This window comes from Delftia sp. WSY_7, from assembly GCF_043104845.1.
In the GTDB taxonomy this organism is placed as follows: domain Bacteria; phylum Pseudomonadota; class Gammaproteobacteria; order Burkholderiales; family Burkholderiaceae_C; genus Comamonas; species Comamonas tsuruhatensis.
On the sequence record NZ_JBICLB010000011.1, the window covers coordinates 1 to 23,591 of the forward strand.

Annotated in this window: 20 protein-coding genes; 10 read left to right on the plus strand and 10 right to left on the minus strand. The window is 66.1% G+C overall.

Features of this window, described 5'->3' with window-relative positions; translation table 11 throughout:
- Positions 1-103: 103 nt before the first annotated feature.
- The 5 genes from ACF8ME_RS05185 to ACF8ME_RS05205 form a co-directional block, all read right to left on the minus strand.
- Positions 104-817 carry an ABC transporter ATP-binding protein gene (locus ACF8ME_RS05185; protein WP_392415543.1) on the minus strand — a complete coding sequence of 238 codons (714 nt, stop codon included), beginning with the start codon at positions 815-817 and terminating at the stop codon, positions 104-106.
- Positions 817-1,611 (minus strand): ABC transporter ATP-binding protein, encoded by a 795-nt coding sequence (locus tag ACF8ME_RS05190; RefSeq protein WP_016450645.1) that lies wholly within the window; start codon positions 1,609-1,611, stop codon positions 817-819. The genes ACF8ME_RS05185 and ACF8ME_RS05190 overlap by 1 nt, the downstream gene beginning before the upstream one ends.
- Positions 1,608-2,570, minus strand: coding sequence for a branched-chain amino acid ABC transporter permease (locus tag ACF8ME_RS05195; RefSeq protein ID WP_392415545.1), 963 nt, complete (start codon positions 2,568-2,570; stop codon positions 1,608-1,610). The genes ACF8ME_RS05190 and ACF8ME_RS05195 overlap by 4 nt, the downstream gene beginning before the upstream one ends.
- 2 nt (positions 2,571-2,572) lie before the next feature.
- Complete coding sequence (locus ACF8ME_RS05200) at positions 2,573-3,493, minus strand: branched-chain amino acid ABC transporter permease (RefSeq protein WP_016450647.1); 921 nt, start codon at positions 3,491-3,493, stop codon at positions 2,573-2,575.
- A 110-nt stretch (positions 3,494-3,603) separates the two neighbouring features.
- Positions 3,604-4,779 carry an ABC transporter substrate-binding protein gene (locus ACF8ME_RS05205; protein ID WP_016450648.1) on the minus strand — a complete coding sequence of 392 codons (1,176 nt, stop codon included), beginning with the start codon at positions 4,777-4,779 and terminating at the stop codon, positions 3,604-3,606.
- Between the two features lie 197 nt (positions 4,780-4,976).
- Between ACF8ME_RS05205 and ACF8ME_RS05210 the strand changes: the two genes are divergently transcribed.
- Positions 4,977-5,882, plus strand: a complete 906-nt coding sequence (locus tag ACF8ME_RS05210; RefSeq protein WP_392415547.1) for an alpha/beta hydrolase — start codon at positions 4,977-4,979, stop codon at positions 5,880-5,882.
- Positions 5,879-6,367, plus strand: a complete 489-nt coding sequence (locus tag ACF8ME_RS05215; RefSeq protein ID WP_012206289.1) for a MarR family winged helix-turn-helix transcriptional regulator — start codon at positions 5,879-5,881, stop codon at positions 6,365-6,367. Before ACF8ME_RS05210 ends, ACF8ME_RS05215 begins: the two co-directional genes overlap by 4 nt.
- Positions 6,368-6,389: 22 nt before the next feature.
- Here ACF8ME_RS05215 and ACF8ME_RS05220 read toward each other — a convergent pair whose 3' ends face one another.
- The 3 genes from ACF8ME_RS05220 to ACF8ME_RS05230 all read right to left on the minus strand — a co-directional run bounded on the left by ACF8ME_RS05220 (position 6,390) and on the right by ACF8ME_RS05230 (position 10,399).
- Complete coding sequence (locus ACF8ME_RS05220; protein WP_392415548.1) at positions 6,390-8,012, minus strand: diguanylate cyclase; 1,623 nt, start codon at positions 8,010-8,012, stop codon at positions 6,390-6,392.
- Between the two features lie 249 nt (positions 8,013-8,261).
- The gene (locus ACF8ME_RS05225; RefSeq protein ID WP_046986576.1) at positions 8,262-9,158 is read right to left on the minus strand and encodes an oxidoreductase; all 897 of its coding nucleotides are present in this window, start codon (positions 9,156-9,158) and stop codon (positions 8,262-8,264) included.
- 161 nt (positions 9,159-9,319) lie between these two features.
- The gene (locus tag ACF8ME_RS05230; protein WP_392415550.1) at positions 9,320-10,399 is read right to left on the minus strand and encodes an SDR family oxidoreductase; all 1,080 of its coding nucleotides are present in this window, start codon (positions 10,397-10,399) and stop codon (positions 9,320-9,322) included.
- Positions 10,400-10,471: 72 nt separating this feature from the next.
- On the opposite strand from ACF8ME_RS05230, the gene ACF8ME_RS05235 reads away from it, so the two are divergent.
- The 3 genes from ACF8ME_RS05235 (at position 10,472) to ACF8ME_RS05245 (ending at position 13,438) form a co-directional block, all read left to right on the plus strand.
- On the plus strand, positions 10,472-10,861 hold the full coding sequence (locus ACF8ME_RS05235) for a MerR family transcriptional regulator (RefSeq protein WP_043790259.1): 390 nt from the start codon (positions 10,472-10,474) through the stop codon (positions 10,859-10,861).
- 202 nt (positions 10,862-11,063) lie between these two features.
- The gene (locus ACF8ME_RS05240) at positions 11,064-11,747 is read left to right on the plus strand and encodes an energy-coupling factor ABC transporter permease (RefSeq protein WP_016453227.1); all 684 of its coding nucleotides are present in this window, start codon (positions 11,064-11,066) and stop codon (positions 11,745-11,747) included.
- Between the two features lie 524 nt (positions 11,748-12,271).
- Complete coding sequence (locus tag ACF8ME_RS05245; protein WP_047474028.1) at positions 12,272-13,438, plus strand: GGDEF domain-containing protein; 1,167 nt, start codon at positions 12,272-12,274, stop codon at positions 13,436-13,438.
- 96 nt (positions 13,439-13,534) lie between these two features.
- Here ACF8ME_RS05245 and ACF8ME_RS05250 read toward each other — a convergent pair whose 3' ends face one another.
- Positions 13,535-14,251, minus strand: coding sequence for an aspartate/glutamate racemase family protein (locus ACF8ME_RS05250; protein WP_034367640.1), 717 nt, complete (start codon positions 14,249-14,251; stop codon positions 13,535-13,537).
- 73 nt (positions 14,252-14,324) lie between these two features.
- On the opposite strand from ACF8ME_RS05250, the gene ACF8ME_RS05255 reads away from it, so the two are divergent.
- From ACF8ME_RS05255 to ACF8ME_RS05275, 5 genes are all read left to right on the plus strand, one after another.
- On the plus strand, positions 14,325-15,140 hold the full coding sequence (locus ACF8ME_RS05255; RefSeq protein ID WP_392415553.1) for a helix-turn-helix domain-containing protein: 816 nt from the start codon (positions 14,325-14,327) through the stop codon (positions 15,138-15,140).
- Between the two features lie 369 nt (positions 15,141-15,509).
- The gene (locus ACF8ME_RS05260; RefSeq protein ID WP_034347807.1) at positions 15,510-16,742 is read left to right on the plus strand and encodes an EAL domain-containing protein; all 1,233 of its coding nucleotides are present in this window, start codon (positions 15,510-15,512) and stop codon (positions 16,740-16,742) included.
- A 327-nt stretch (positions 16,743-17,069) separates the two neighbouring features.
- Positions 17,070-18,179, plus strand: coding sequence for an acyl-CoA dehydrogenase family protein (locus ACF8ME_RS05265; protein ID WP_026062547.1), 1,110 nt, complete (start codon positions 17,070-17,072; stop codon positions 18,177-18,179).
- 64 nt (positions 18,180-18,243) lie between these two features.
- Positions 18,244-19,110, plus strand: coding sequence for a phosphate/phosphite/phosphonate ABC transporter substrate-binding protein (locus ACF8ME_RS05270; protein WP_392415555.1), 867 nt, complete (start codon positions 18,244-18,246; stop codon positions 19,108-19,110).
- An 8-nt stretch (positions 19,111-19,118) separates the two neighbouring features.
- Positions 19,119-20,402: a ferritin-like domain-containing protein gene (locus ACF8ME_RS05275; RefSeq protein WP_392415557.1), complete on the plus strand. Its 1,284-nt coding sequence runs from the start codon at positions 19,119-19,121 to the stop codon at positions 20,400-20,402.
- Between the two features lie 54 nt (positions 20,403-20,456).
- On the opposite strand, the gene ACF8ME_RS05280 is transcribed toward ACF8ME_RS05275, so the two are convergent.
- The gene (locus tag ACF8ME_RS05280; RefSeq protein ID WP_392415559.1) at positions 20,457-23,315 is read right to left on the minus strand and encodes a midcut-by-XrtH protein; all 2,859 of its coding nucleotides are present in this window, start codon (positions 23,313-23,315) and stop codon (positions 20,457-20,459) included.
- Positions 23,316-23,591: the final 276 nt, after the last annotated feature.

The window sequence follows — 23,591 nt, forward strand, 5'->3', positions numbered from 1 at the left end:
CAGGCATGTATTTGAATGGCATGCCACCCATTGATCTTCAATGCCATTCAACCCTCCATCGCGCCTTGAATTTCGCCTTGAACTGCGAATGCATTGCGCGTGCTCACACTCCCAAATACCGTTCCCACAGCGCTCTGTCCCCATCCAGCGCGGCCGAGTCTCCGCTCCACACGACCTTGCCGCGCTCCAGGATGAGGTGGCGGTCGGCCAGGCCCAGCAGGCGCTCCACGTATTTGTCGATGACCAGGATGGTCTGGCCAGCGGCGCGCAGCTGGGCCAGGCAGGACCAGATCTCTTCGCGGATGCGGGGGGCCAGGCCCTCGGTGGCTTCGTCCAGGATGAGCAGGCGCGGGTTGGTGACCAGGGCGCGGCCTATGGCCAGCATTTGCTGTTCACCGCCCGACAGTTGGTTGCCCATGTTGGAGGCGCGCTCGCCCAGGCGGGGGAACAGGGCGAACACGCGCTCGGGCGACCAGGGCTGTGCCGCGCCGGGACTGCCCGAATTGCGATGTGCCACAAAGGCCGTCAGGTGCTCGCGCACCGTGAGGTTGGGAAAGCACTGGCGACCTTCGGGCACGATGGCCACGCCGGCGCGGGCGATGCGGTCGGTGGCCCAGCCGGCGATGTCCTGCCCGGCAAACACCATGCGGCCGGCGCGCAGCGGCAGCTGGCCCAGCAGCGTGCGAAGCAGCGTGGTCTTGCCCATGCCGTTGCGGCCCAGCAGGGTGATGACCTGGCCTGCCTCGATGCGCAGGTCCACGCCGAACAGCACCTGGCTGGGTCCGTAGCCGCTTTGCACGGCCTGCATTTCGAGCATCACGCGCCCTCCTTCACTTCTTCGTCTCCCAGGTAGGCCTGGCGCACATCGGCGTTGCCACGTATCTCGTCGGGCGTGCCGGTGGCGATGATGCGGCCGTAGACCAGCACGGAGATGCGGTCGGCCAGGCGGAACACGGCCTGCATGTCGTGCTCCACCAGCAGCATGGCGGCGCGGCCGCGCAGGGATTCGATCAGCTCGGTCAGGCGCAGTGTTTCATCAGGCCCCATGCCGGCCATGGGTTCGTCCAGCAGCAGCACGCCGGGCCGCGCGGCCAGGGCCAGCGCGAACTCCAGCTTGCGCTGCTCGCCGTGCGGCAGCGTGCCTGCGGGGCGCTGCAGCAGGCTGGCGTCAATGGCGCATTCGCGCGCCAGCTCCCGGGCCTGCTCGTAGAGCGCAGCCTCGGCCGCGCGCGGGCGCCAGAAGCGGAAACTGCTGCCGGCATGCGCCTGCACGGCCAGCACCAAGTTGTCCAGCACGCTGGACTGCTTGAAGATGTTGGTGATCTGGAACGACCGCGACAGCCCCGCCGCCACGCGCTGGTGGGCGTTGAGCGCGCTCACGTCGCGCCCGGCCAGTGCCAGGGTGCCGGCGTCGGCCGCCAGCGTGCCCGACAGCAGATGGATGAGCGTGGACTTGCCCGCGCCATTGGGGCCGATCAGCGCATGGATCTCGCCAGGCGCCAGCGACAGCGAGACATGGTCGGTGGCCAGCAGCGCGCCAAAGCGGCGCACCAGGCCCTTGGCCTCCAGGGCCGGGGTGGGGATGGAGATAGGTGTGGCCGCGCCGCTCATGCCTGCCTCCCGCGTGCGGACCACAGGCCCGTCAGGCCGCGTGGCGCGCCGAACACCACGCACAGCAGCAGCAGGCCCAGCGGCAGGTGCCAGTACTCGGTCCACATGCGAAGCACTTCCTCCAGCGTCAGCATGACGACGGCGCCGGCCACGCCGCCCCAGCGCAGGCCCACGCCACCGACCAGCACCATGATCAGCAGGTTGGCCGACTGGGTCCAGTGCATGAGGCTGGGGGAGATGAACAGGTTGTGGTTGGCCAGCAGCGCGCCTGCCAGCCCGGCCACGGCGCCGCTGAGCACAAAGGCTGCCAGCTTGATGCGGTAGACCGGGTAGCCCAGCGACTCCATGCGCGACTCGTTCTCGCGCACGCCCTGCAGCGCCTTGCCGAAGCGCGAATCCACCAGCCGCCCGAACACGGCCATCAGCACCGCGAACAGCGCCAGCACCACGTAGTAGAAGGACACATCGTGGCCCAGGTCCAGCCCGGGCAGAACGGAATGGCCGGGCAGGTTCAGCCCGTCCTCGCCGCCGTACTGGCGCAGCGAGATGAAGATGTAGAACAGCATCTGCGCAAAGGCCAGCGTGATCATGATGAAGTACACGCCGCGCGTGCGCAGCGACACGGCGCCCGTGGCGGCGGCCAGCAGCCCGGCCAGCAGCGCGGCGGCCGGCCAGGCCACCAGGGCCGAGGTCACGCCGTTCATGGCCAGGATGCCCACCGCATAGGCCCCCGCACCGAAGAAGGCCGCGTGCCCCAGGGCCACCATGCCGCCATAGCCCAGGATGAGGTTCAGGCTGGTGGCGGCCAGCGCGTAGATCAGCACGCGGCGCACGAAGGAGATGTAGAAGTCCAGCCCCAGCGCCGGAGCCACCAGCGGGAACACCGCCAGCGCCAGCAGCGCGAGCGCGGTCCAGAAGAACCGGGCCTGGAACCTGCCCTGTAATGTGCTGTGTTCCATGCTCAGCCTCGCGCGGGGAAAAGGCCGGAAGGCCGGTACACCAGCACCACCGCCATCAGCACGTAGATGGAAATCGCCGCCAGCGTGGGCCCCACGCTGGATGCCACGGCCGGGGAGAACACCTGGCGCAGCAGCATGGGCAGGAAGGCCCGCCCGGCCGTGTCCACCATGCCCACCAGCAAGGCGCCAACCAGGGCGCCGCGTATGGAGCCTATGCCGCCGATGACGATGCACACCAGCACCAGGATGAGGATGTCCTCGCCCATGCCCACCTGCACCGAGGTGATGGGCCCCAGCAGCGCGCCCGCCACCGCCGCCAGCATGGCGCCCAGCGTGAACACGCCCAGGAACAGCAGCGGCACGCGCACGCCCATCAGCGTGGCCATCTGGCGGTTGGAGGCGCCTGCCCGCACCAGCACGCCGGCGCGCGTGCGCGTCACGAACCAGTACAGGCCCAACGCGGCGGCCAGGCCGAAGACGATGATCATCAGCCGGTAGGCCGGGTACATGAGATCGGGCAGCAGCTGCACGGGCCCGGACAGCGCGGCCGGCATGTTGAGCATCACCGGCGCCGGGCCCCAGACCATCTTGACCAGGTCATTGGCGATGAGGATGACCGCATAGCTGCCCAGCACCTGGGCCAGGTGGTCGCGCACGGCAAGGCGCCGTATCAGCACCAGCTCCAGCACCATGCCCGCCACGCCCGTGGCCACGGCCGCCACCAGCACCGCCGCCGTGAACGAGCCCGTGCGCTGCAGGGTCTCTGCCGCCACATAGGCGCCCGCCATGTACAGCGAGCCATGGGCCAGGTTCATGATGTCCATGATGCCGAACACCAGGGTCAGCCCGGCCGCGATCAGAAACAGCATCAGCCCGAACTGCAGGCCATTGAGCAATTGCTCCAAGAGCAGCGTCCACGTCATCCACACGCCCCCTGCCGCGGGCGCATCGGCCCGCGCGCGGTCAACAAATCATCCGGCTTTGAAAATCAAGATCAAGGCACGCCGCGCCCGACGGGGGCGCGGCGGCGGGGTCACATCTTGCAGTCGTTGACGTAGACGTCCTGATATTTATCGAACACCTTGCCCACCAGCTTGTTGGTGATGCGGCCGCTGCCATCCTTCTCGATCACGCGCTGGTAGTAGGCCTGGATGGGGTAGTGGTTCTTGCCGTACGTGAAGGGGCCGCGCACCGAGGCGTAGTCGGCCTTCTCCAGCGCCTTGACGATGGCCTGGCGGTCCGAGGCCTTGCCGCCGGCCTGCTTGACCGCCGCATCCATGGCCATGATCACGTCATAGGCCTGGGCCGCGTAGACCGAGGGGTTGCGGCCCTTGTACTCCTTGCGGAAGGCCTCGACGAAGGCCTTGTTCTGCGGCACGTCCAGGTCATGCGCCCACTGCGCGGTGTTGACCATGCCCAGCATGGGCTCGCCCACGGCCTGGATCACGTCCTCGTCGGCCGAGAAGCCCGGGCCGATCAGCTTGACGCTTTGCGACAGCCCCGTGGACACGAACTGCTTGACGAAGTTGATGCCCATGCCGCCCGGCAGGAAGATGTAGACCGCATCGGGCTTGGCCGCGCGGATCTGGGCCAGCTCGGCCGCATAGTCGATCTGGCCCAGCTTGGTGTAGACCTCTTCGCCGGGCGCGGTCTTGTAGCCGCGCTTGAAGCCGACCAGCGCATCCTTGCCGGCCGGATAGTCGGGCGCCATGATGAACATCTTCTTGAAGCCACGGTCGGCGGCCAGCTTGCCGGCTGCCTCGTGGAAGGCATCGTTCTGGTAGGACGTGCCGAACCAGAACGCATTGCACTGCGCGCCCGCGAACTGGCTGGGGCCGGGATTGTTGGACAGGTAGGGCACCTTGGCGCCGAACAGCGCCGGGCCCACGGCCAGGGCCACGTTGGAGCCGATGGGGCCGGTGAAGAAATCCACCTTGTCGCGCTGTATGTAGCGCGTGACCAGCTGGCGCGCCTGGTCGGGGTTGCCGCCCATGTCGGTCTGCAGGAACTCGGCCGGCTGGCCGCCCAGCTTGCCGCCCAGCTGCTTGATGGCGAGGTTGAAGCCGTCACGCGCCTCGGCGCCCAGCGCGGCAAACGGCCCGGAAATATCGTTGGCGATACCGACCTTGATGGTGTCCGCCTGCGCGAGCGCGGGAACAAAGGCAGGGGCCAGGGCCGCTGCGGCCAGGAAGGGGGTGAGGAAACGCATGCTGCTGTGCTCCTTGCGCGGGCCGCGCGGATGACAATCGGTGGTGAGGCAGTCTTCCGTCACGCTGGACGGGAAACTCTGTAAGGGCTGGAACGGTTGGCGCGGGTCTTAGTTTAGGTTTAAAGTATTTTGCAGAACAAGTCTGGGACTTGTACCAATACCTGCCATACAAACCATTTCGCGCCATCTCCGTTCCAATGCCCGCACTCTACCGTCACTACGACCGCGCCGGACTCGATGTCCAGTACAACGCCCGCGCGACGGTACCCGACATCACCCCCATCATCAAGGCCTATGCCGACGACAGCCGGGCCGCGCGCCAGAGCCTGCCCTGCGCGCTGAACGTGGCCTATGGCGAGCATGCCGACGAGCTGCTGGACATTTTCCCGGCAGCAACCGGGGCGGCAGGCGCCCCTGTTCTCTTCTTCATCCATGGCGGGTACTGGCGGCTGCTGTCCAAGGACGACTCCAGCAGCATGGCGCCCACCTTCACGCGCGCCGACGCCGTGGTGGTGGCCCTGAACTATTCGCTGGCGCCCGCCGTCACGCTGGACCGCATCGTGGACCAGACACGCCGCGCCCTGGCCTGGGTGCATGCGCACATCGCCCGCTACGGCGGCGACCCGGGCCGCATCCATGTCTGCGGCAGCTCGGCCGGCGGCCACCTGGCGGGCATGCTGCTGGCCGGCGGCTGGCATGCGGACTACGGCGTGCCCGAGGACGTGGTGCGCGGCGCCGCACCGCTGTCGGGCCTGTTCGACCTGCGCCCGCTGGTGCACACCCACATCAACGAATGGATGCGCCTGAGCGAGCAGGACGCCATTCGCAACAGCCCCGCCCTCCTGCCGCACGGCGCGGCCTGCCCGCTCATCGTCAGCTACGGCGAGAGCGAGACCGATGAATTCAAGCGCCAGAGCGACGACTACCTGGCCGCCTGGAACCAGCGCTGTGGCCCCGGTCCATCGTCAGGCCAGTACGTGGCCATGCCCGGCACCAACCATTTCGACATCGTGCTCACCCTGAACGACCCGGCCAGCCCGCTGACGCGCGCCATCCTCGCGCAGATGGGCTTGAGCGCCCCCACACCGCAGAACCAGCCATGACCCACGCTCCCGACCTGGAGTCGCGCGCCGCGCCCGACGACCACCATGCGCTGCGCCTGTGGCTGCGCATGCTCACCTGCTGCAACCTCATCGAAGGCGAGATCCGCAACCGCCTGCGCAGCGAATTCGACACCACCCTGCCCCGCTTCGACCTCATGGCCCAGCTGCAGCGCGCGCCCGAGGGTATGAAGATGGGCGAGCTGTCGCGCCACATGATGGTGACCAACGGCAACATCACCGGCATCACCGACCAGTTGGAGAAGGAGGGCCTGGTGGTGCGCACCAAGGTGGAGTCCGACCGGCGCAGCTCCGTGCTGCACCTCACCCCGCTGGGCCGCAAGACCTTTGCGCGCATGGCCAAGGCGCATGAGTCCTGGGTCATGGGCATGTTCGGCGACATGCCGCAGGCCAGCCGCAACGACCTGTACCAGGCGCTGGGCGACCTCAAGCAGCAGGTGGTGGCCCACCGCTCGCCCACGGACTGAGCGCGCGCAGACCCACCCCCATTCAGCCCTGCACGCAGTTGCGCCCTGCGGCCTTGGCGCGGTACAGCGCACGGTCGGCCGCTTCCACCAGCGCCACGGCGGCACCTTTGGAGCCGTGGGTAGTGCCTTGTGTAGCGCTTTGTGTAGCGCCTTGTGTCGCGCCAGCCTCACCGCACTGCGCTGTCGCCACGCCGATGCTGGCCGTCACATGGCCGAAGCGGCTGCTGCGGTGCTCCAGGCCCAGGCCCTCGATGCGCGCACGCAGCCGCTCGGCCACCTGCAGCCCGCCGGCATGGTCCGTATTGGGAAGCACCACGGCCAGCTCCTCCCCGCCGTAGCGCGCCGCCATGTCGCCGGGCCGCTGCACGGCCTGGGCCAGGGCGCGACACACTGTCTGCAGGCAGGCATCGCCCGCCACATGGCCGTAGGCGTCGTTGTAGCCCTTGAAATGGTCCAGATCGATCAGCAGCAGCGACAGCGGCGTGCCCTCGCGCACGGCGCGCCGTGCCTCGCGCTCCAGCACCTCGTCGAAGCGGCGCCGGTTGGCCAGGCCCGTGAGCTGGTCCTGGGCGGCCAGCACCTCCAGCCGGCGGTTGGCCTGCAGCAATTCCTCGCGCGCGCTGACCAGGGAGCATTCGGCACGCGAGCGCAGCCGCATCGCCGCCGTCAGCCGCCAGCCGATCAGCGCAATCGCCAGAAACAGCCCCAGCACCACGGCCAGCGTCAGCTGCGCCTGGCGCTGCCAGGAACTGAGCGCCTCGTCGCGGCCCAGGGCCACCGTGGTCACCAGCGGATAGCGCTCGCTGCGCAGGAAGGCATAGATTCTTTCCGTGCCATCCAGGCCCGAGCGGAACGACGCCGTGCCCGACATCGCCCCCGCATAGTGGCGCAGGAAATTGGGCGACTGCGAGAAGTCCCGGCCCAGGTCCTGCTCACGGAAGGGGTGGCGCACCAGCAGTTGCCCGCCCGGCGTGCTCAGTGAAATGGCGCCCTGCTCGCCGATGTCGATCTTGCCGAACAGCCGCAGGAAATTTTCCACACCCAGCGTCACCACGACCACGCCGGCAAACTGGCCCTCGCTGTCGGTATAGCGCCGGCTGATGGTGATCACCCATTCGCTTGTGGAGCGGCTGCGGATCGGCGGCCCGATGTAGATGCCTGACGACGGGTCGTCGCGGTGGTGCGTGAAGAAGTCGCGGTCCGCGCTTTGCGTTCCTGGGGGAAACGTCCCCTTGGACGACATCAGCCAGCGCCCCTGCGCGTCCACGACCAGCAGCTCGTTGAGCTGGTTCAGCAGCTGCTCCTGGCGGTTGACCAGATGCAGCACGCGCTCCAGGTGCGCGGCACCGGCGCCATCCAGCTCCAGCCTTTCGGCAATGCCCAGCAGCAGCATGGAGCTTTGGGTGATCACGCCTTCGGAATAGGTATTCAGCGTCTGCGCCAGATTGCGGTTGACGGTATCCACCTCGGCCAGCGTGCGCTGGCGTGCAGCCACCAACTGCCACACCGTGGCCGCCGACACCGACACGAACACCACGGCCAGCAGCCAGCCCACCAGGCGGGTATCGCGTTTGACGGGCCGACCGCTGCGGCTGCGGCAGGCCCTTGTCCACCAATCCCTCTTCGTCACATGCACCTGCGCCATCTCGGCGGTCTCGCCGCCGTCCGATCTTGGGGTTTTCTGCGTCCGGGTTCAACGCCAGTGCAGCTTCCTTCCGCAAGCGATTCCCGTCCTCGACCCAGGTCGAGCCGGAAAAACCCGCGAACCCGGTATTGTCCCCGGCTTCGGAAAAATCGGCCGGCAGGGTTGGGATTGGGGGTGCTGCCGGCAGTTTCAGGCTGAATGCGGATAGCAGGCCTGTGATCACAGGCCTTATCGTCAAGGCTTGGGTGATCAGCCGGGGCCGTCGCTCGCTGCAGCAAGAAGCGGCACCAAGACATCACCGATCGGGGTCGGAACCCCGCGCGCCCGGCCGCGGCGCGCGATAACGCCGTTGCGGATATCCCATTCGAGCGGACGGCCTGCTTCGCGATCCGCCAGTATGGACGTGCCCAGGTCGGCAGGGGATGCCTGGAACTTGTCGAGGATCGCCTGCGGGACCTCATCGCCCAGTTCAGCACCTTCGGCGCGTGCCACGGCCAGGCACTCCTGCAGGTAGTCCAGTGTGAGCTTGGAGATGTCGTGCCGGCCGTACATGCCCGAGCGGCGATGCGTGAGCGCCATGAGCCCGGCCGCCGCGTTCTGCAGCAGCTTTTGCCAGGCCAGAGATCTGAAATTCGAAACCAGGTCTACCAGGCACCGGGAGCCTTGCAGTGCCTGCGCAACCACGAGGGAGGCCGCTTCGTCAGGCAGGCTGATCCGAGCATCGCTGCGCAGGAGCACCGACCCATCGGATTGCGCCTGCGCAGGGAACCACACGACTGCAGGAACGACTCGCCCCTGAGGGCACAGCGCAGTGACACTCTCCAACTGCTCGACCCCGTTTTGCAGGACACACACGACGGTTTGCGGGCCGCTCAACGCCGCAAGCCATTGCGCAGTGGCAGCGGTCTGAGTCGCTTTGACCGCGAGAAAAACGAGGTCCACCGGGCGTGCAATCTGTGCTGGATCCGTTCTCACCGGCCCGGGAACAACGATGCGAACACCGCTACCTTGCAGCACCAGGCTGTCGCGCGGCGTACGGCCGCAAAGCATGGGCGTGCGGCCGACTTCGTGCAACGCAGCAGCGACGGTTGTCCCGATCGCACCGGGCCCCAGGACAGCGATTCTTGTATGGACTTGTTGATTCACTGAAGCGGATTCCTCGAAACGGATGCTCGGCGCCTGCCTCGACACCTGAAAAGGACAATTATGGAGTGCCACGGGCGCAGTGGAGGGCTGCTCTTGGCTGTGCGTGCATAGGTGCAATGCATCTTGATAGTTTCTCAGTATTCATCCCGGCACAATACACGTCAGTGGACTCTTTCATTGGGCATGCAATATGAGTTGACGAACATTGCAGTATTCCGTAACGATTGACGAATATCCGGCTTTGATATTCCGTGCCTTTTGGCGAATTGCTCGACCGCCGCTGTGTCAAAACGCGTAGTCTGGATGAAGTCCAGGGCTTCGGCATCCGTATTCAAAAACCGTGCGACCGGAGGAATGCTCAAAAGCCATTTCAGCAATCGGAGCGAAATATGATGCTTTGGGGACTTTATTCCAAGAGGTTGTGCCACCTCTGCCAGGAGTTCTCGCAAGTTGGGACTTTGGTCGTCAAGCGCCAGAAGCTCCTGACCGGCCATGGAAGGATCAAAAGCGCAAGCCGAAACCAGCTCGACCAGATAATCCACAGTGACCAATGGCAACCAGTGCTCTGCGCTACCGGGCACTGCAGCCAGTTTTCCCTCCGCCAGATTGCGTATCAGATCCACCAGTGGCTGGCTGCAAGGTATATGTCCCGTGCGGCTATGACCACAGACCGTTGCGGGGTGCACGACGGTCATTTTCCCTCCCTTGGCAGCCATGAACTCCAGGGTCGCGAAATGCGCCTCCAGTTTGCTCCCCTCGTAAGCGCCGACACGCCGATAGACGGCAGGCCAATGAGTCCTTTCCGGATGGCCGGGATCAATTCCGATGCGCTGCAGATGTTCATTGTTCTTCAGCATATAGCCGCCGATCATCACCAGCCGGCTATCTTGCTGCGCTGCCAACAACGCCACGCGCTTTGAACCTTCCACATTCACTGCACGCGAATGCTCCATTGAAAGGCCCCACGCGAAGTGGGCGCCCAGGTGGAACACAACTTCGGCCTGCCGCAAAGCCTCTCGATCGGAAAGACTCAAGCCGAGGCTCTCCTGCTCCAGATCGCCAGCCACGGCAAAGACACGGTTTGCGACACCTCCCAGATTGTCGACCTGCTCCCGCAGTTGCGCCAGGCGCTCCGGGCGACGCATCAGCACCCGAATCGTGTGACCTTTTGCGCTCAGGCATGACACCAGATGCTGGCCGATGAAGCCGGTCCCTCCCGTAACAAAGCACTCCACGCTCATTTTTCTGCTCCTTGGCACGATGAAAAATCGAGTGTAGACTGTCGACCCAACTCTATAGTCAAGCGTTTTTTCATGAATATCGGCGAACTCGAGGTCCGCAGCGGCGCCAGCCGCCATACCCTGCGCTACTACGAGAAGATCGGCCTTATCGCACCATTGCGGCGAAACAACAATTACCGTGTTTACACACCACAAACCCTGCAGGATCTTGGATTTATCCAGCGCGCACAAAGCATGGGATTTTCTCTTGCGGAAATAGGCGAAATTCTGGACGCTCAGAGAAACAAGTCAATCGATTGTGCCGAGGGTGCCAAGTTGATTGAAAAGAAAATGCTGGAAATCAGAAAGAAAATCACTGAGCTCAAAAGCATTTATCGGTATTTGGACGAGGAGCGTGCAAATCTCGAGGCCAGTGCTGCCCAGCAACTTGAGCTTCAGCGACTCAACAACGCCTTGAAGTGAGCTGTCGGCATCCAGACAACAGCGGCAATCGCTGCATGGCTGCTCCCGGCATCACCCGAGTACATCCGCGCAGCCTGGACAGAAAACGCATCTGCCGCGCCAAGGCATGGCGCAGCCATTCATCCACGGCTATGCTCAATACCTTTGCCGTTGCGCAGCCGGCGCCCGCCCTGCAACGGACCTTGACTGTTCAGGACCTCCCATGCACATCGAACCCGGCGTCGTCAGCCCCGAAAAAATCGCCCTCAGTTATGTCACCGCCGCAGCGGCCTTCGGCCTGACCGCCGCCCTGGCACGGCAAAGCCTGCGCGACAACGGCGGCTGGCTCGCGCTGCTGGCCCGCAGTGTCATCACCACCGCGCTGGTGTTCAGCTTCTTCGAGGTGTTTCCGCACGAGCCGGTCGGCGTGTCCGAGGTCCATCTGATCCTGGGCTCGACCTTGCTGCTGATGTTCGGCGCGGGAGCTGCGGCCATCGGCCTGGCGTTCGGCCTGCTGGTGCAGGGCCTGTTCTTTGCCCCCTTCGACCTGCCGCAGTACGGCATGAACGTCACCACCTTGCTGGTGCCGCTGTATGCGGTGAACCAACTGGCGCGCCGGCTGATTCCCGCCGGCACGGCCTATGTGGACATCAGCTACAGGCAGGCCCTGGCCCTGTCCACCACCTACCAGGGCGGCATTGTCCTGTGGGTCGCGTTCTGGGCCATCTACGGCCACGGTGCCAGCCTGGCAACCTTGACCGAGGTGGCAAGCTTCGGTGCTGCCTACATGTGCGTCGTGCTGGTGGAACCCCTGGTGGACCTGGCGGTGCTGTGGCTGGCCAAGCGCCTGGCGACCTTCACCCAAGGGCCGCTTTTCAATACCCGCCTGCACGCCGTTGCCGTCTGACAGGGCCGGCTCCCCCGGTCACGGTTGACGCCCCATAGGGCATCTTGCCCCGGTGCTCCCGCCTTGCCGCCCCCGGGCCACCATGGCAAAGCGGGGAGCGGCAGGTGCATGGACGGCCCCGCGCGCAGCCGTGGCCGCTTCCTCTTGGTCCAGCATGACCAGGTCCCTCTTCATCAGCCTGCCGGCAAGCGAGCTCGGCAAATCCACCGCCTTCCACAAGGCCCCGGGCTTCCAACAGAGCCCGCAGCCCAGCAGTGAGGACGGCTTCGCCATGGTCTGGAGCGGCGGGATGCCTGCGCAGTGCAAGGACCCGGCGTTCGCCTCCGCGACGTGGCCTTGGCAACGCGGCCGACGCCGGAATCGCTGCAGCCGGGTGATCGGGCAAGCCTGAAAACCCGCTTCCTGCGACAATCCGCCCCGCTCGCTTTGCTCCACTGCATCGCGACGGCACGGACCGTCGCCGCATTGCTCCTTGTCTGGCGGCTCTCACAAGGAGCGCGCCTGCGCCGATACCTCCATCGCCCATGGCTCTCGACCCCTTCACCCTGCTCGTTCTCACCACGGCCATGGCGGCCGCTTCGGCGCTGTATCTGGCTGCGGAATGGAGCAGCGTGCGCGAACGCTCGCTGCTGCTGTGGAGCGCGGGGTTCGCCATCATCGTCGTGGGCTGCGTGCTGGCCCTGCTGCGTTCCAGCGGCCATGTGCTGCTGGGCATCTGGTTTCCCAACGGCCTGCTGATCGCCGCCCACTGGCTGTTCCTGGCCGGGGTCGCCGGATTCATGCGCGTGCGGCTGTCGCACTTCTGGTGGCTGCTGGCCGTCGTCTGGCTGGCCATGCTGTTTCTGCCAGACGGGCCCTGGTGGTCCAAGGCGATGCTGGGCATCCAGTCGCTGCTGATCGCCATCACCACCTTGCGCGCCGGCCTGCTGCTGCGCCCGCATGGCGGCGCGCTGGGCATGGGCGCGGCGCAGTTGAGTTTCGTGCTGCTGGCCCACGGCCTGTTCTACCTCGCCAAGGCAGGATCGACCGTGGCGCTGGACGCCTTCGTCAACCTGGGCAGTTTCCGCGGCACGGTGATCCTGATCTCGCTGGTGGAGGGCGTGATGGCGATCATGCTGCTGGCCATGTCCATGACCGGGACGGAGCGCCATCGCCGCGAGGAGCGCATCGCGCAGATTGCCGCCCGCGATCCGCTGACCTCCCTGGACAACCGCCGCGCGCTCTATCTGCGCGCACCGGCGCTGCTGGCACAAGCCTCGCCGGCCCGCCCCGGCGCCCTGCTGCTGATCGACATCGACCACTTCAAGCAGGTCAACGACCTGCACGGCCACGATGCCGGCGACCGCCTGCTGATGACGCTGAGCGACCTCATCCGCAGCGTGCTGCCTCGCGGCGCACTGGCCGCGCGGCTGGGCGGGGATGAGTTCGTGATCCTGCTGCACAACGTCTGCGGCACGGCCGCGCAGGCGCTGGGCCAGGACTTGCGCGAAGCGTTCGTGCAGCAGGCGCGCGCGATGTTCGCGACGCCGCAGCCCGTGTCCCTGAGCATCGGTGCGGCCTTGTTCGACCAGCCCGGAACAGAGCTGTCCCACTGGCTCAAGCAGGCCGACGAGGCCCTCTATGCATCGAAGCGCAAGGGACGGGACCGGATGGAACTCGCCCCGCTTGCGCCAGGGCGGCCCCACGGATGATCTGCTTGCCGCAGGTGGGCCGCTTGCGTGCGCTTGCAGGTCACATCTGCCACTGATAGGGGTCCGGGCCGGTTCAGTCCGGGTCGTTTTGGCGCCTCAAGGCGTCAATGCAAAGTCCACCGCAGCCTCGGCATGCAAGGCCGTGGTGTCCAGCACGGGCACGGGGCAATGCGCCTGCTGCACCAGCAGGCTGATTTCCGTGCAGCCCAGCACCATGGCCTGGGCGCCCTGCCCGGCCAGCTGCGCCATGATGCGCTGATAGGTGCGCCGCGACTCTTCCCGTATCCGGCCTGCGCACAGTTCCTCGTAGATGATGCGGTGCACTTCGGCGCGGTCCGCCTCCTGCGGCACCATCACCTCCAGCCCCTGCTGCTGCAGGCGCTCGCGCATGAAGGGCTGCTCCATGGTGAAGCGGGTGCCCAGCAGCCCCAGCCTGCGGTAGCCTGCCGCCCGGGCCGCATCGGCCACCGGGTCGGCAATGTGCAGAAAAGGGATGCGCACCGCTGCCGCAATGCGGTCTGCCAGCTTGTGCATGGTGTTGGTGCACAGCAGCACCCCATCCGCCCCGCCATCCTGCAGCCGCCGCGCGGCATCTTCCAGCAAGGCAGCTGCGTCATCCCAGCGGCCTTCATGCTGGGCCAGCTCGATGGGGCCAAAATCCACGCTGTACATGAGCAGTTTTGCAGAGCGCAGCGGACCCAGCCGGTCGCGCACGCCCTGGTTGATGAGCCGGTAGTACTCGGCGCTGGACTCCCAGCTCATGCCCCCGATGAGACCGATGATGCGGTGAATTTCCGTGTGGTTTGCGTTCATGCCTTCAGTGTGGGCAGCGCCCGGTTTCCCGTCTATCAAGAAATTTCAGTTCAAGACACAAGGCGCCAGGGTGATGAAAGTTCAGGAACTACCGGGATTCGAAGTGCAGCTGCTGGGCCGCGCGGCCTACAGCAGCCATGACCCGACCCGCCTTCATTCGCTGGGCATTGCGCTGGAGCGCCAGCAAGGCGTGCATGCCATTGGCAGCGACCGCCGCGTGGACTTCGACACATGGCCCGGCACGGTGGCACGCACGCCACCGGGGGTGGATGTGTTTTCCGAATCGGCCACGGGCGGCGAGTACCTGGTGGTTCGCTGTACCCCTGCGCAATGGGAGCAATGGCTGGACGACGCAGTGCCTCACACCGAAGCCCGGCGCGTTGTGCACCCTGGCCAGCGCGCCGCCTTGCAAATTGCGCACCAGCTGCGGCAACTGCTGCTTTGCCCCGAGACGGACACCCTGGCAATAGAGCAGGCAGCCCTGCACTTCATGGCCCGGCAATGCGTCGATGCGAGGGATGTGCCCCATGCGCCCATCCCGCGCATCGATGCATTGCGCCCGGTGTATCGGCCGGTTCTGGAGCGCATGGCGGCCGAGTTTGCACAGCCGTTGAGCATTGCCCAGCTGGCCCGGATGACCCGTCGCACCCCGCTGCGTTTTCTGCGTGAGTTTTCCCAGCTGCTTGGCATGACTCCGCATGCCTATCTTGTGGAGACCCGCATACAGGCGGCCCGCTCCATGATGCGGGCGGATGCCGATTCGCTGGCCTGTATCGCCCACGATTGCGGCTTCAGCCATCAATCGCACATGGGAGCCGCGTTTCGCAAACATCTGGGGCTGACGCCCAGCCAGTACCTGGCCCGCATTCGCCATACGGCCAGGCAGTGACCGATGGAGCACCTGGACCCGTCACGCCCGGGGCATGCGGCATGACCGGTGTTCCAGGCGGTGCAATGAACTTGCAAGTTCCCGCGTTGGCTTTTCATTCCCATTGTCAATCCGAACAGACGGACTCGACCTGCGCACTTCAACCGCGCATACTTAGGGCCATTGCTCTCCCCCTGTTCTGATTTGCGATGGCGCGGCACCCCCAACCTTGCCGTGTTCCTGCCAATGGAGCGGACTACCGATAATTCATTCCCGTTATCAACGGCATATCGTGCCGCTCGGCCATGCCGGGCAGAACTGAGGACCGCCAATCCGCCAGCAGCGCGTCAATTCAATTTGCGTACACATCTGATAGAGCAGATCAATGAAATGACCCCTCGAAAATCCACATTCGCACCTTTGAGCAGAATTTTTGCTTTCGCCATTGAACTGGATGGAGTGGACCGTGTGCTGTCCGTGGTCCGGCGGCATCTTGGCATGGATGTGGCCTTTGTGGCCCGATTCCGCGAAGCGGATCGGGTGCTGGAGCATGTGGACGAGAGCACTGGCGGTGTGATTTTCCGGCAGCAGAAGATTCCATTGAACGAGGGCTATTGCCAGAAGGTGGTCAATGGCGAATTGCCGCAGTTGATTCCAGACACGTCCCGTTTACCCGCTGCACAGGAAATACCGGAGACGCACACCATTCCCATCGGCTCGCACCTGAGCGTACCGATCCGCCTGGATGACAACCGTCTGTACGGCACCTTGTGCTGCTTCAGCCACCAGCCCAATCCCGCGCTGGGTGAGCACGATATGTCGCTGTTGCGGGCATTCTCCGATTTATTGGGACTGCATTTCAGTGCAACTTCTGCGGTCCAGCATGCAAGGGACAAAGCGGCCAACGAAATCCGCCTTGCCATGCAGGGCAATGCGCTGCGCCCTGTATTTCAGCCCGTATACACCATCGCGACAGGCAAGCTGCACGGTTTTGAGTGCTTGTCGCGCTTTGACCTGGAGCCATTTCGCCCGCCAGACCAATGGTTCAAGGCAGCGCACGAAGTCGGCCTGGGGCTGGAGCTGGAGCGCCATGCAATCGACACGGCGCTTGGCGCGCTCGGTCGCCTGCCAACCGATTGGCTGCTCGCAGTCAACTGCTCGCCGCAGCTGATCCAGTCAGGGCAGCTGCCCCGGCTTCTGGGTTCGGACCAGGATCTCTCGCGCGTGACGCTGGAAATCACGGAGCATGCCGCCGTGGATGACTACAGGGCTTTGGCCGATGCACTGGCTCCGCTGCGGCGCCGGGGCGCGACCTTGGCAGTCGACGATGCCGGTGCCGGCTACTCCAGCATGCGGCACATCCTGCATCTTCAACCGGACATGATCAAGCTGGACATGAGCATCACGCACGACGTCGATACCGACCGCAGCCGCCGTGCGCTCGCCAAGGGGCTCACGAGTTTCGCGCACGAAATAGGAAGCGTGGTGGTCGCCGAAGGTGTGGAGACTGCCGAGGAATTCAATGCGCTGGCAAGCCTTGGCGTGGATCTGGCCCAGGGCTACTTCTTTGCCAAGCCGATGGGGTCAGCACAGGCGCTGGCCATGGGGCTTGCCAGGGCCTAGGGCCCAGGCGTTCAAGCTTTCGAGCCTGCGTGAATGCGTGCCTGCCTGCATGCGTGCGTGAATGTGCTGTGGCGACGCAGCGTTCTCCAGCCACCTTGACCGGGATCAAGCGCACACCAGCCATGGTGCCCGAGCAAGGCGCCCGTTGCGCGAAGCCGTAGTGCACCCGGCGCATAATCGCCTGCATTCTTTCCCCAGCCCATCCGCCATTGCAGGTCTGCATGCGGCAGGCGCGTCCAGCGGCCATCGCGGCGCCCCAGCATTTCCCCAGACTTCCAGCAACAGCCTCCCGGCAGGCGGTCATGGGCATGCCTACGGTGAACCCAGATGGAAGTTTTGAAGCAACTCGAACCCCTCATGCGCGACATCATCGCGCCCCAGGCCGCGCAGATCGACGAGCAGGCACGCTACCCGCGTGCCGCGCTGGATGCACTGGCGGCAGCCGGCCTGCTGGGCCTGATCAGCGCCAGCGAGGTGGGCGGCCTGGGCAAGGGCCTGGCCGAAGCGGTGCAGGTCGTCGAGCGCATTGCCCAGGACTGCCCCTGCACGGCCATGGTGCTGACCATGCACTACTGCGGCGTGGCGCTGATCGAACCCTTTGCCGACGACCCTGTGCGCCGCGAGATCGCGGCCGGCCGCCACCTCACCACGCTGGCCGTGTCCGAAGCCGGCTCGCGCAGCCATATCTGGGCGCCGACGGGCACGGCGACCGCCGCTGAAGATGTCATCCACCTGAACGCGCTCAAGAGCATGATCACGTCGGCCGGTGAGGCCGATTCCTATGTCTGGATCTCGCGCGCCACGCAGGGCGAGGGCAATACGCTGTGGCTGGTGGACAGCCGGCTGCCGGGCCTGTCCATTCCCGGACGCTTCAACGGCATGGGGCTGCGCGGCAATGCGTCCTCGCCCATCGAGGCACGCAATGTGGGCGTTCCACGCGCCCGCATGCTGGGCGCCGACGGCGAGGGCGAGGCCGTGAAGGGCCGCTATCTGATGCCCTTCTTTCCCACGCTGATCGCCACCACGTCCATCGGCCTGATGCAGGGCGCGCTGCGCCGCGCCGTGGCCCATGTGGCGGGCACGCGCTTTGCGGAAAGCGGCAGCTCGCTGGCCGACCTGCCCACCATCCGCGCCTACCTGGCCCGTGCCCAGCTGCGCCTGGAGCAGGCCCGCCTGCTGCGCGACGATACCGTGGCCGCCGTGCAGGCGGCCCGGGCCGATGCGCGCACCCGCCTGCTGCAGAGCAAGGCCGCAGCCGCCGAGGCCGCACTGGAAGTGACCGACATTGCCATGCGCGTGTGCGGCGGCGCCGCCTTCCGCAAGGAGCTGGGCATAGAGCGCCTGTTCCGCGATGCGCGCGCCGCCTCGGTCATGGCGCCCACCACCGATGTGATCTACGACATGCTGGGCAAAGGCATGTGCGACGCCGCCGCCTGAGCCTGAACGGCAGAACCCGTCGATCGCTTCACCCCTCCTCCCCCATCCAGCAAAGGACTTCCGCATGACGACAACCGCCCCCGTGATCAAGCTCGGCGCCGTGGCCTACGCCCCCAAGGTGATCACCATCTGGGAAGGCTTCAAGGCGTATTTCATCGAGCGCGGCTACTACTTCGACTACGTTCTCTATTCCAACTACGAGTCGCTGACCGAGGCGTTGATGGCAGGCGATGTGCACCTGGCCTGGAACTCGCCGCTGGCCTTTGTGCGCGCCGACCGCATGGCCCGCGCGCGCGGCCTGCGCGTGGAGTCCATCGCCATGCGCGATACCGACCTGGACCTGCATTCGCTGCTGGTCGTGCCCGCAGACAGCCCCATCCAGAGCGTGCAGGGCCTGCGCGGCAAGACCGTGGGCTTCGGTGCCGTGGATTCGCCCCAGGCCACGCTGATCCCGCTGGACCATCTGCGCCAGCAAGGGCTGGTGGCCGGGCGCGACTACACGGCACGCCGCTTTGACGTGCTGGGCGGCAAGCACGGCGACCACATCGGCGGCGAGCGCCTGGCCGCCGCCGCCATGGTGGCCGGCGAGATACAGGCTTCATGGATGGTGGGCAAGAACTACCAGGCCTTTGCGCGCGAAGGCACGCTGCCGGCCGGCGGCACGCGCGTGCTGGCCACCTCGGGCGCCTTCGACCACTGCAACATGACGGCCGGCCCGCACATCGATGCCGAACGCGCCGCCGCCTTCCGCGACATCCTGCTGGCCATGTCCTGGGACGACGCGGCCGTGCGCCCGCTGCTGGAGCTGGAAGGCCTGAAGGTCTGGCACCCGGGCCGCGGCACGGGCTACGGCCTGCTGGAGCGCGCGGTGACGGACGAGGCCTTCTACGACGCCGAAGGCCGCATCACCGTGCAGGACTACCGTTACTGACACACGCCATGGCCATGCCTGATTACTCCAGCCCCGCCCAGCCGGTCACCGATATGCAGGCTGCCGATATGCCGGCCGCCGATCTGCCTGTCATCGACCTGCAGGGCCTGGGCTTCGATGCCGGCGCCCATCTGCTGGTCAAGCACGCGCTGGCCGCCCTGCCCGTGGGCGGGCAACTGCGCGTGACCGGCAGCGCGCCGGGCTGGCAGGCCCAGCTGTCGGGCTGGTGCAGCGACCAGGGCCATGGCCTGCGCTGGGAGGATGGCGTGGATGCAGCACAGGCCATGGCCATCGTGGCGCGCGGCGGCGCCCAGGCCGGGCGCTGGCGCGGCGCGGCGCAGACGGGCCGCAGCGATGCGCGCTCGGGCGACGGTGCCGTGGCCGCGCAGGCCCAGCCTTTCTGGGGCCTGGCCGCGCGTGGCGCGCAGGTGGAAGCCGGGGCGCCGGCCTTCCATTTCCGGCTCAGCGACAAGCTGCAGGTCTGGACCGACAGCGCCTCCGACCTCTACGCCCAGGCCGTGGCCGCGCAGTGGAATGCCGACACCGATATCGACTGGAACGACGCACCCGAGCTGCCCGCGCCGGTGGAGGACGCCATCGTCCAGCTCATGACCTACATGGTGGAGAACGAGAACGCGGCCCTGCTGGTGCCTGCGCGCTTCCTCGGCCAGTTGCACCCGCACTACCGCGAACTGCAGGCTGCGCTGGCCATCCAGGTGGCCGACGAGGCGCGGCACATCGATGTCTTCACGCGCCGCATCCGCCGCCACGGCCGCGAGCCCGCGCTGTCCACGGCGGGTGGCCAGGCCTCGCTCAAGAGCCTGCTGGACGAGACGGATTTTTCCGTGGCGGGTTTCCTGCTGTCGGTGCTGGGCGAAGGCACTTTCGTGCACCTGCTGCAGTTCCTGCAGACCGAGGCGCCCGACCCCCTCACACGCCAGATCTGCCGCCTGGCCGCGCGCGACGAGGCGCGCCATGTGGCCCTGGGCATGTCCCACCTGCTGTACCGCCTGCAGCACGAGCCCGGCTTCCAGCACCAGCTGGCCCAGGCCGTGGAGCAGCGCTTCGACAACCTGGCCGGCACCTCGGGGCTGAACGAGGAAGTCTTCGACGCCCTGATCCTCATCGCGGCCGGCACCCTCACTCCCGAGGCCCTGGCCCGTGGCGCCGCCCGCGTGCAGCAGCTCATGCGCGACATGGCAGACGGGCGTCTCTCCAAGCTGCTGCGGCTGGGCTTCGAGCGCGGGCATGCCGAGCGGCTGGCCTCGCTGCATACGCGCAATTTCATGTAGGCACGAGAAACGGACTCGGTGCGCGGTGCCCGGTGGCCATAGGACCGGCGCCGGTCAATCCACGATCAATTTGCTGTTATTCAGCAGCTGCGTGATGATCTGCTGATCCGTGGCGGCACCGGAATACAGCGTCTGCAGATTCACGCCTTCCAGGATGATCTGCTGGGTCTCGGCCGATGCCGAATAGCTTGCACCCACCGCATGGGAGTCCGCACCGAAGCCGCCCGTGTGGCTGACATGGACCCAGGTATCACCTCCCGTGATCTCAAAGTGCAGGTAGTCGGCCAGGTTGCCTGCGGCATTGCTGGGGCCTGCGGATTCACCCTGCAGCAGGTCGCGCAGGTCCAGTACATCACCGCCTGCGCCATTGGTTCCCGCGGCCGCCGTGGCGAAGTTCTGGATTCGGTCCAAGGCCGGCGTTCCCGCCGCCCCCTGGTCTCCCAGCGACCAGGCAAAGACATCCACGAAGTTCTCGCCCGCATCACCGCCGCTCATCAGATCGTTGCCGGGGCCACCGGCCAGCAGGTCCGTGCCCGACCCCGCATTGAGGGTGTCGTCGCCGCTGCCGCCCATCAGCACATCGGAGCCTGCGCCCGCCGACAGGTTGTCGTCGCCAGCGCCTCCGAAAACGATGTTGTTTCCGTTGGTGGCGCTGATGGTGTTGGCGCCGTTGCCACCAACGATGTATTCGCTGGCCGAGCTGCCCGTATAGCTGCCGCTATGGGTCGTGGTGACATCCACGGTCGTATATGAGGCCTTGAGCGTGACCACGGTGGATGTCGATGCCGTGAAGCCGCCGCTCACCTCCGTCGCCGTGACCTGGACCGTGAGATTGGTGGCGTTCGTGGTGTAGCTGCCAGGCAGATTCAGGATGAGATTGGGCAGGTCGGCTTCGGTGAACTGCCAGACACCACCACCCAGGTTCGTGCCCGCATTGAAGGACAGATTGGTGGGCAGTCCACTGATCCTGATCGACAGGGTTTCCGAGCCATCCGTATCCACCAGCTTCGTGGTTATCGGAAACCTGACGCTGGTCCCGCCTGTGCCGTGTGCGATGGCCAGCAAGGACTTCAGGACAACGACCGAAGAAGCGCTGGCCGCTCCAACCGACAGATTGACCGTGCCGATACTGGTACCGCCGCGCCCATCGCTGACGTCGTAGAGAAAGCTGGCCGGTCCTTCGTAGCCTGCCGCGGGCGTGAACAGCACCCCGCCCGCCTGCGCTGCAACGCTGCCATTGATCGGCGAATGAGCCAGGGTGATGCTCAGGCTGTCGCCGTCGGCGTCCGTGTCATTGGCCAGCAGCGTGGCAAAGCTGATGCTCCGCGGGATGTCCGTGGCAACCATCCATTGATCTGCCACGGCAACCGGTGCATCGTTCACGGGAGTGACCGTGATGGAAACGGTGACGATGTTTCCCATGGCCAGCCCATCGCTGGCACGGTAGGCAAAGCTGTCGGAAACCGTCTCGCTGCCGTTGTGGATATAGGTGAAGGTGCCATTGCCGCTCAGCGTCAGGGACCCGTTCGCCGGACCCGTCACCAGCACCGCGACGAGCGGATTGCCGTCAGGGTCCGTGTCGTTGGCCAGCACGCTGGTTGCACCGCTGGCAAGGACCGTGGCCACAGCGCCCTCGGCCACCACTATCGCATCGGAGACAGACACTGGCGGTTGATTGCCGGCGGGCGAAGCAGCAACCGTCACCGACACGCTGGCCGTGGCAAAGCCGCCCCTGCCGTCGCCAATGGTGTAGGTGAAGCTGTCGCTGCCGGTGAAGTTGGCGTTCGGCGTATAGACCGGATTGCCCGTGACGGCATCCACGACCACGGAACCGTGGGTGCCCTGGGTGATGCCGGAAACGGTCAGGCTGTCCCCATCCGCATCGCTGTCGTTCCCGCGCACGGCGATGGCGACGGATGTATCGGCATCGGTGGTGGCCGTATCGTTGCCGGCCACGGGCACCCGGTTCACGAAAACACTCAGCGTGCTGGACGCGCCGGTCTGCACGGTGTAACCGATGCCCAGCGGATGGCCGCCGCTGTAGTTCGCATCCGCCTGGAAAGTGAAGCTGCCGTCTGCCTGCAGCGCGAAAGTCCCGCGCCCCGCCACGTTCCGGGAGCTGCCGGCCGCCACGGTCTGGCCTTCATAGGTGAAGCTGGCGACCACGAGCGCCCCATCGGCATCGGAATCGTTGGACAGCACATTGCCCGTGCGCTGCCCGGCCGTGTCCACCTGCACGCTGTCGGGCGCAAGCACGCTGGGATGGCTGCCGCGCACGGTGTCCGCCGCCTCGGCGCACAGTTGCGCCACGTCCACCCAGCAGGAATCGCCCGCCTCCAGCGCGGCGCCGACTGCGCAGGCGCTGCCGGGACGTGGGGCCGTCGAGGGAATCGCGCCGGGCACGCCCAGCGGAAAGCAGGTGTTCCACACAGGGTCCGTGATGCCGGTGATTTTCAGCCGCACCGACGTCTGGTTGCGATAGACCACGGGCAGGAATCCCTGCGGTGCGCCATCGGCACCCACCGCTGTCGTCTGCACGGGAACGGTGAGCGTCTCGCCTGCGGCCTGGTTGAAGGCTTCCTGCAATTCCTGAATCTGGGCCTGCACCCGCTCGCCCCAGACCGCCGTGGCGGCGGTCATGACAACAGCACCGCCCATGGCCCAGGCACGCAGGCCGACCAGGGAGATCCGCCCTTTTTGCACACCCCGCACAAGGCAGGCCCCCAAGGCCAACGCCAGCAGCGCAAGAGCGCCAGGGTGGTCCACAGGAATCGCCGCCGGCGCCACGGCCGCCAGCGGTGCCGCAGTGATGCTCTGGGCCTGGGCTGCCGGCACGGCACAGGCCACGGCCAAGGCGCCCAACGCCTGTGCGAGCCCCGTGCCACGGGCAAGGAATTGGAAAAGTTGCAGCATGGGTCTGGCCTGGAAGAAAAGATCCGAAGATCCGAACAGGCGGGGAGCGGTCCCCGCCACTGCCTTCAGGCAGGCCACAAATGACTGCGCTGCTGACAATTTCTTACTTTAGACGACGACCTGCGCAGCGCATATCCCTGAAAGCAGGTAATTGGCCAGCGGGCACCGGCTCTGGCAAGGGCCGCTCGAAGGCCGCACGACCCCTCCAATGCGCCCAGCTCGTCCGACCGCCCGCCCTTGCCTGGCAGGTACCGGCCCAGACCCACCCCGCCCACA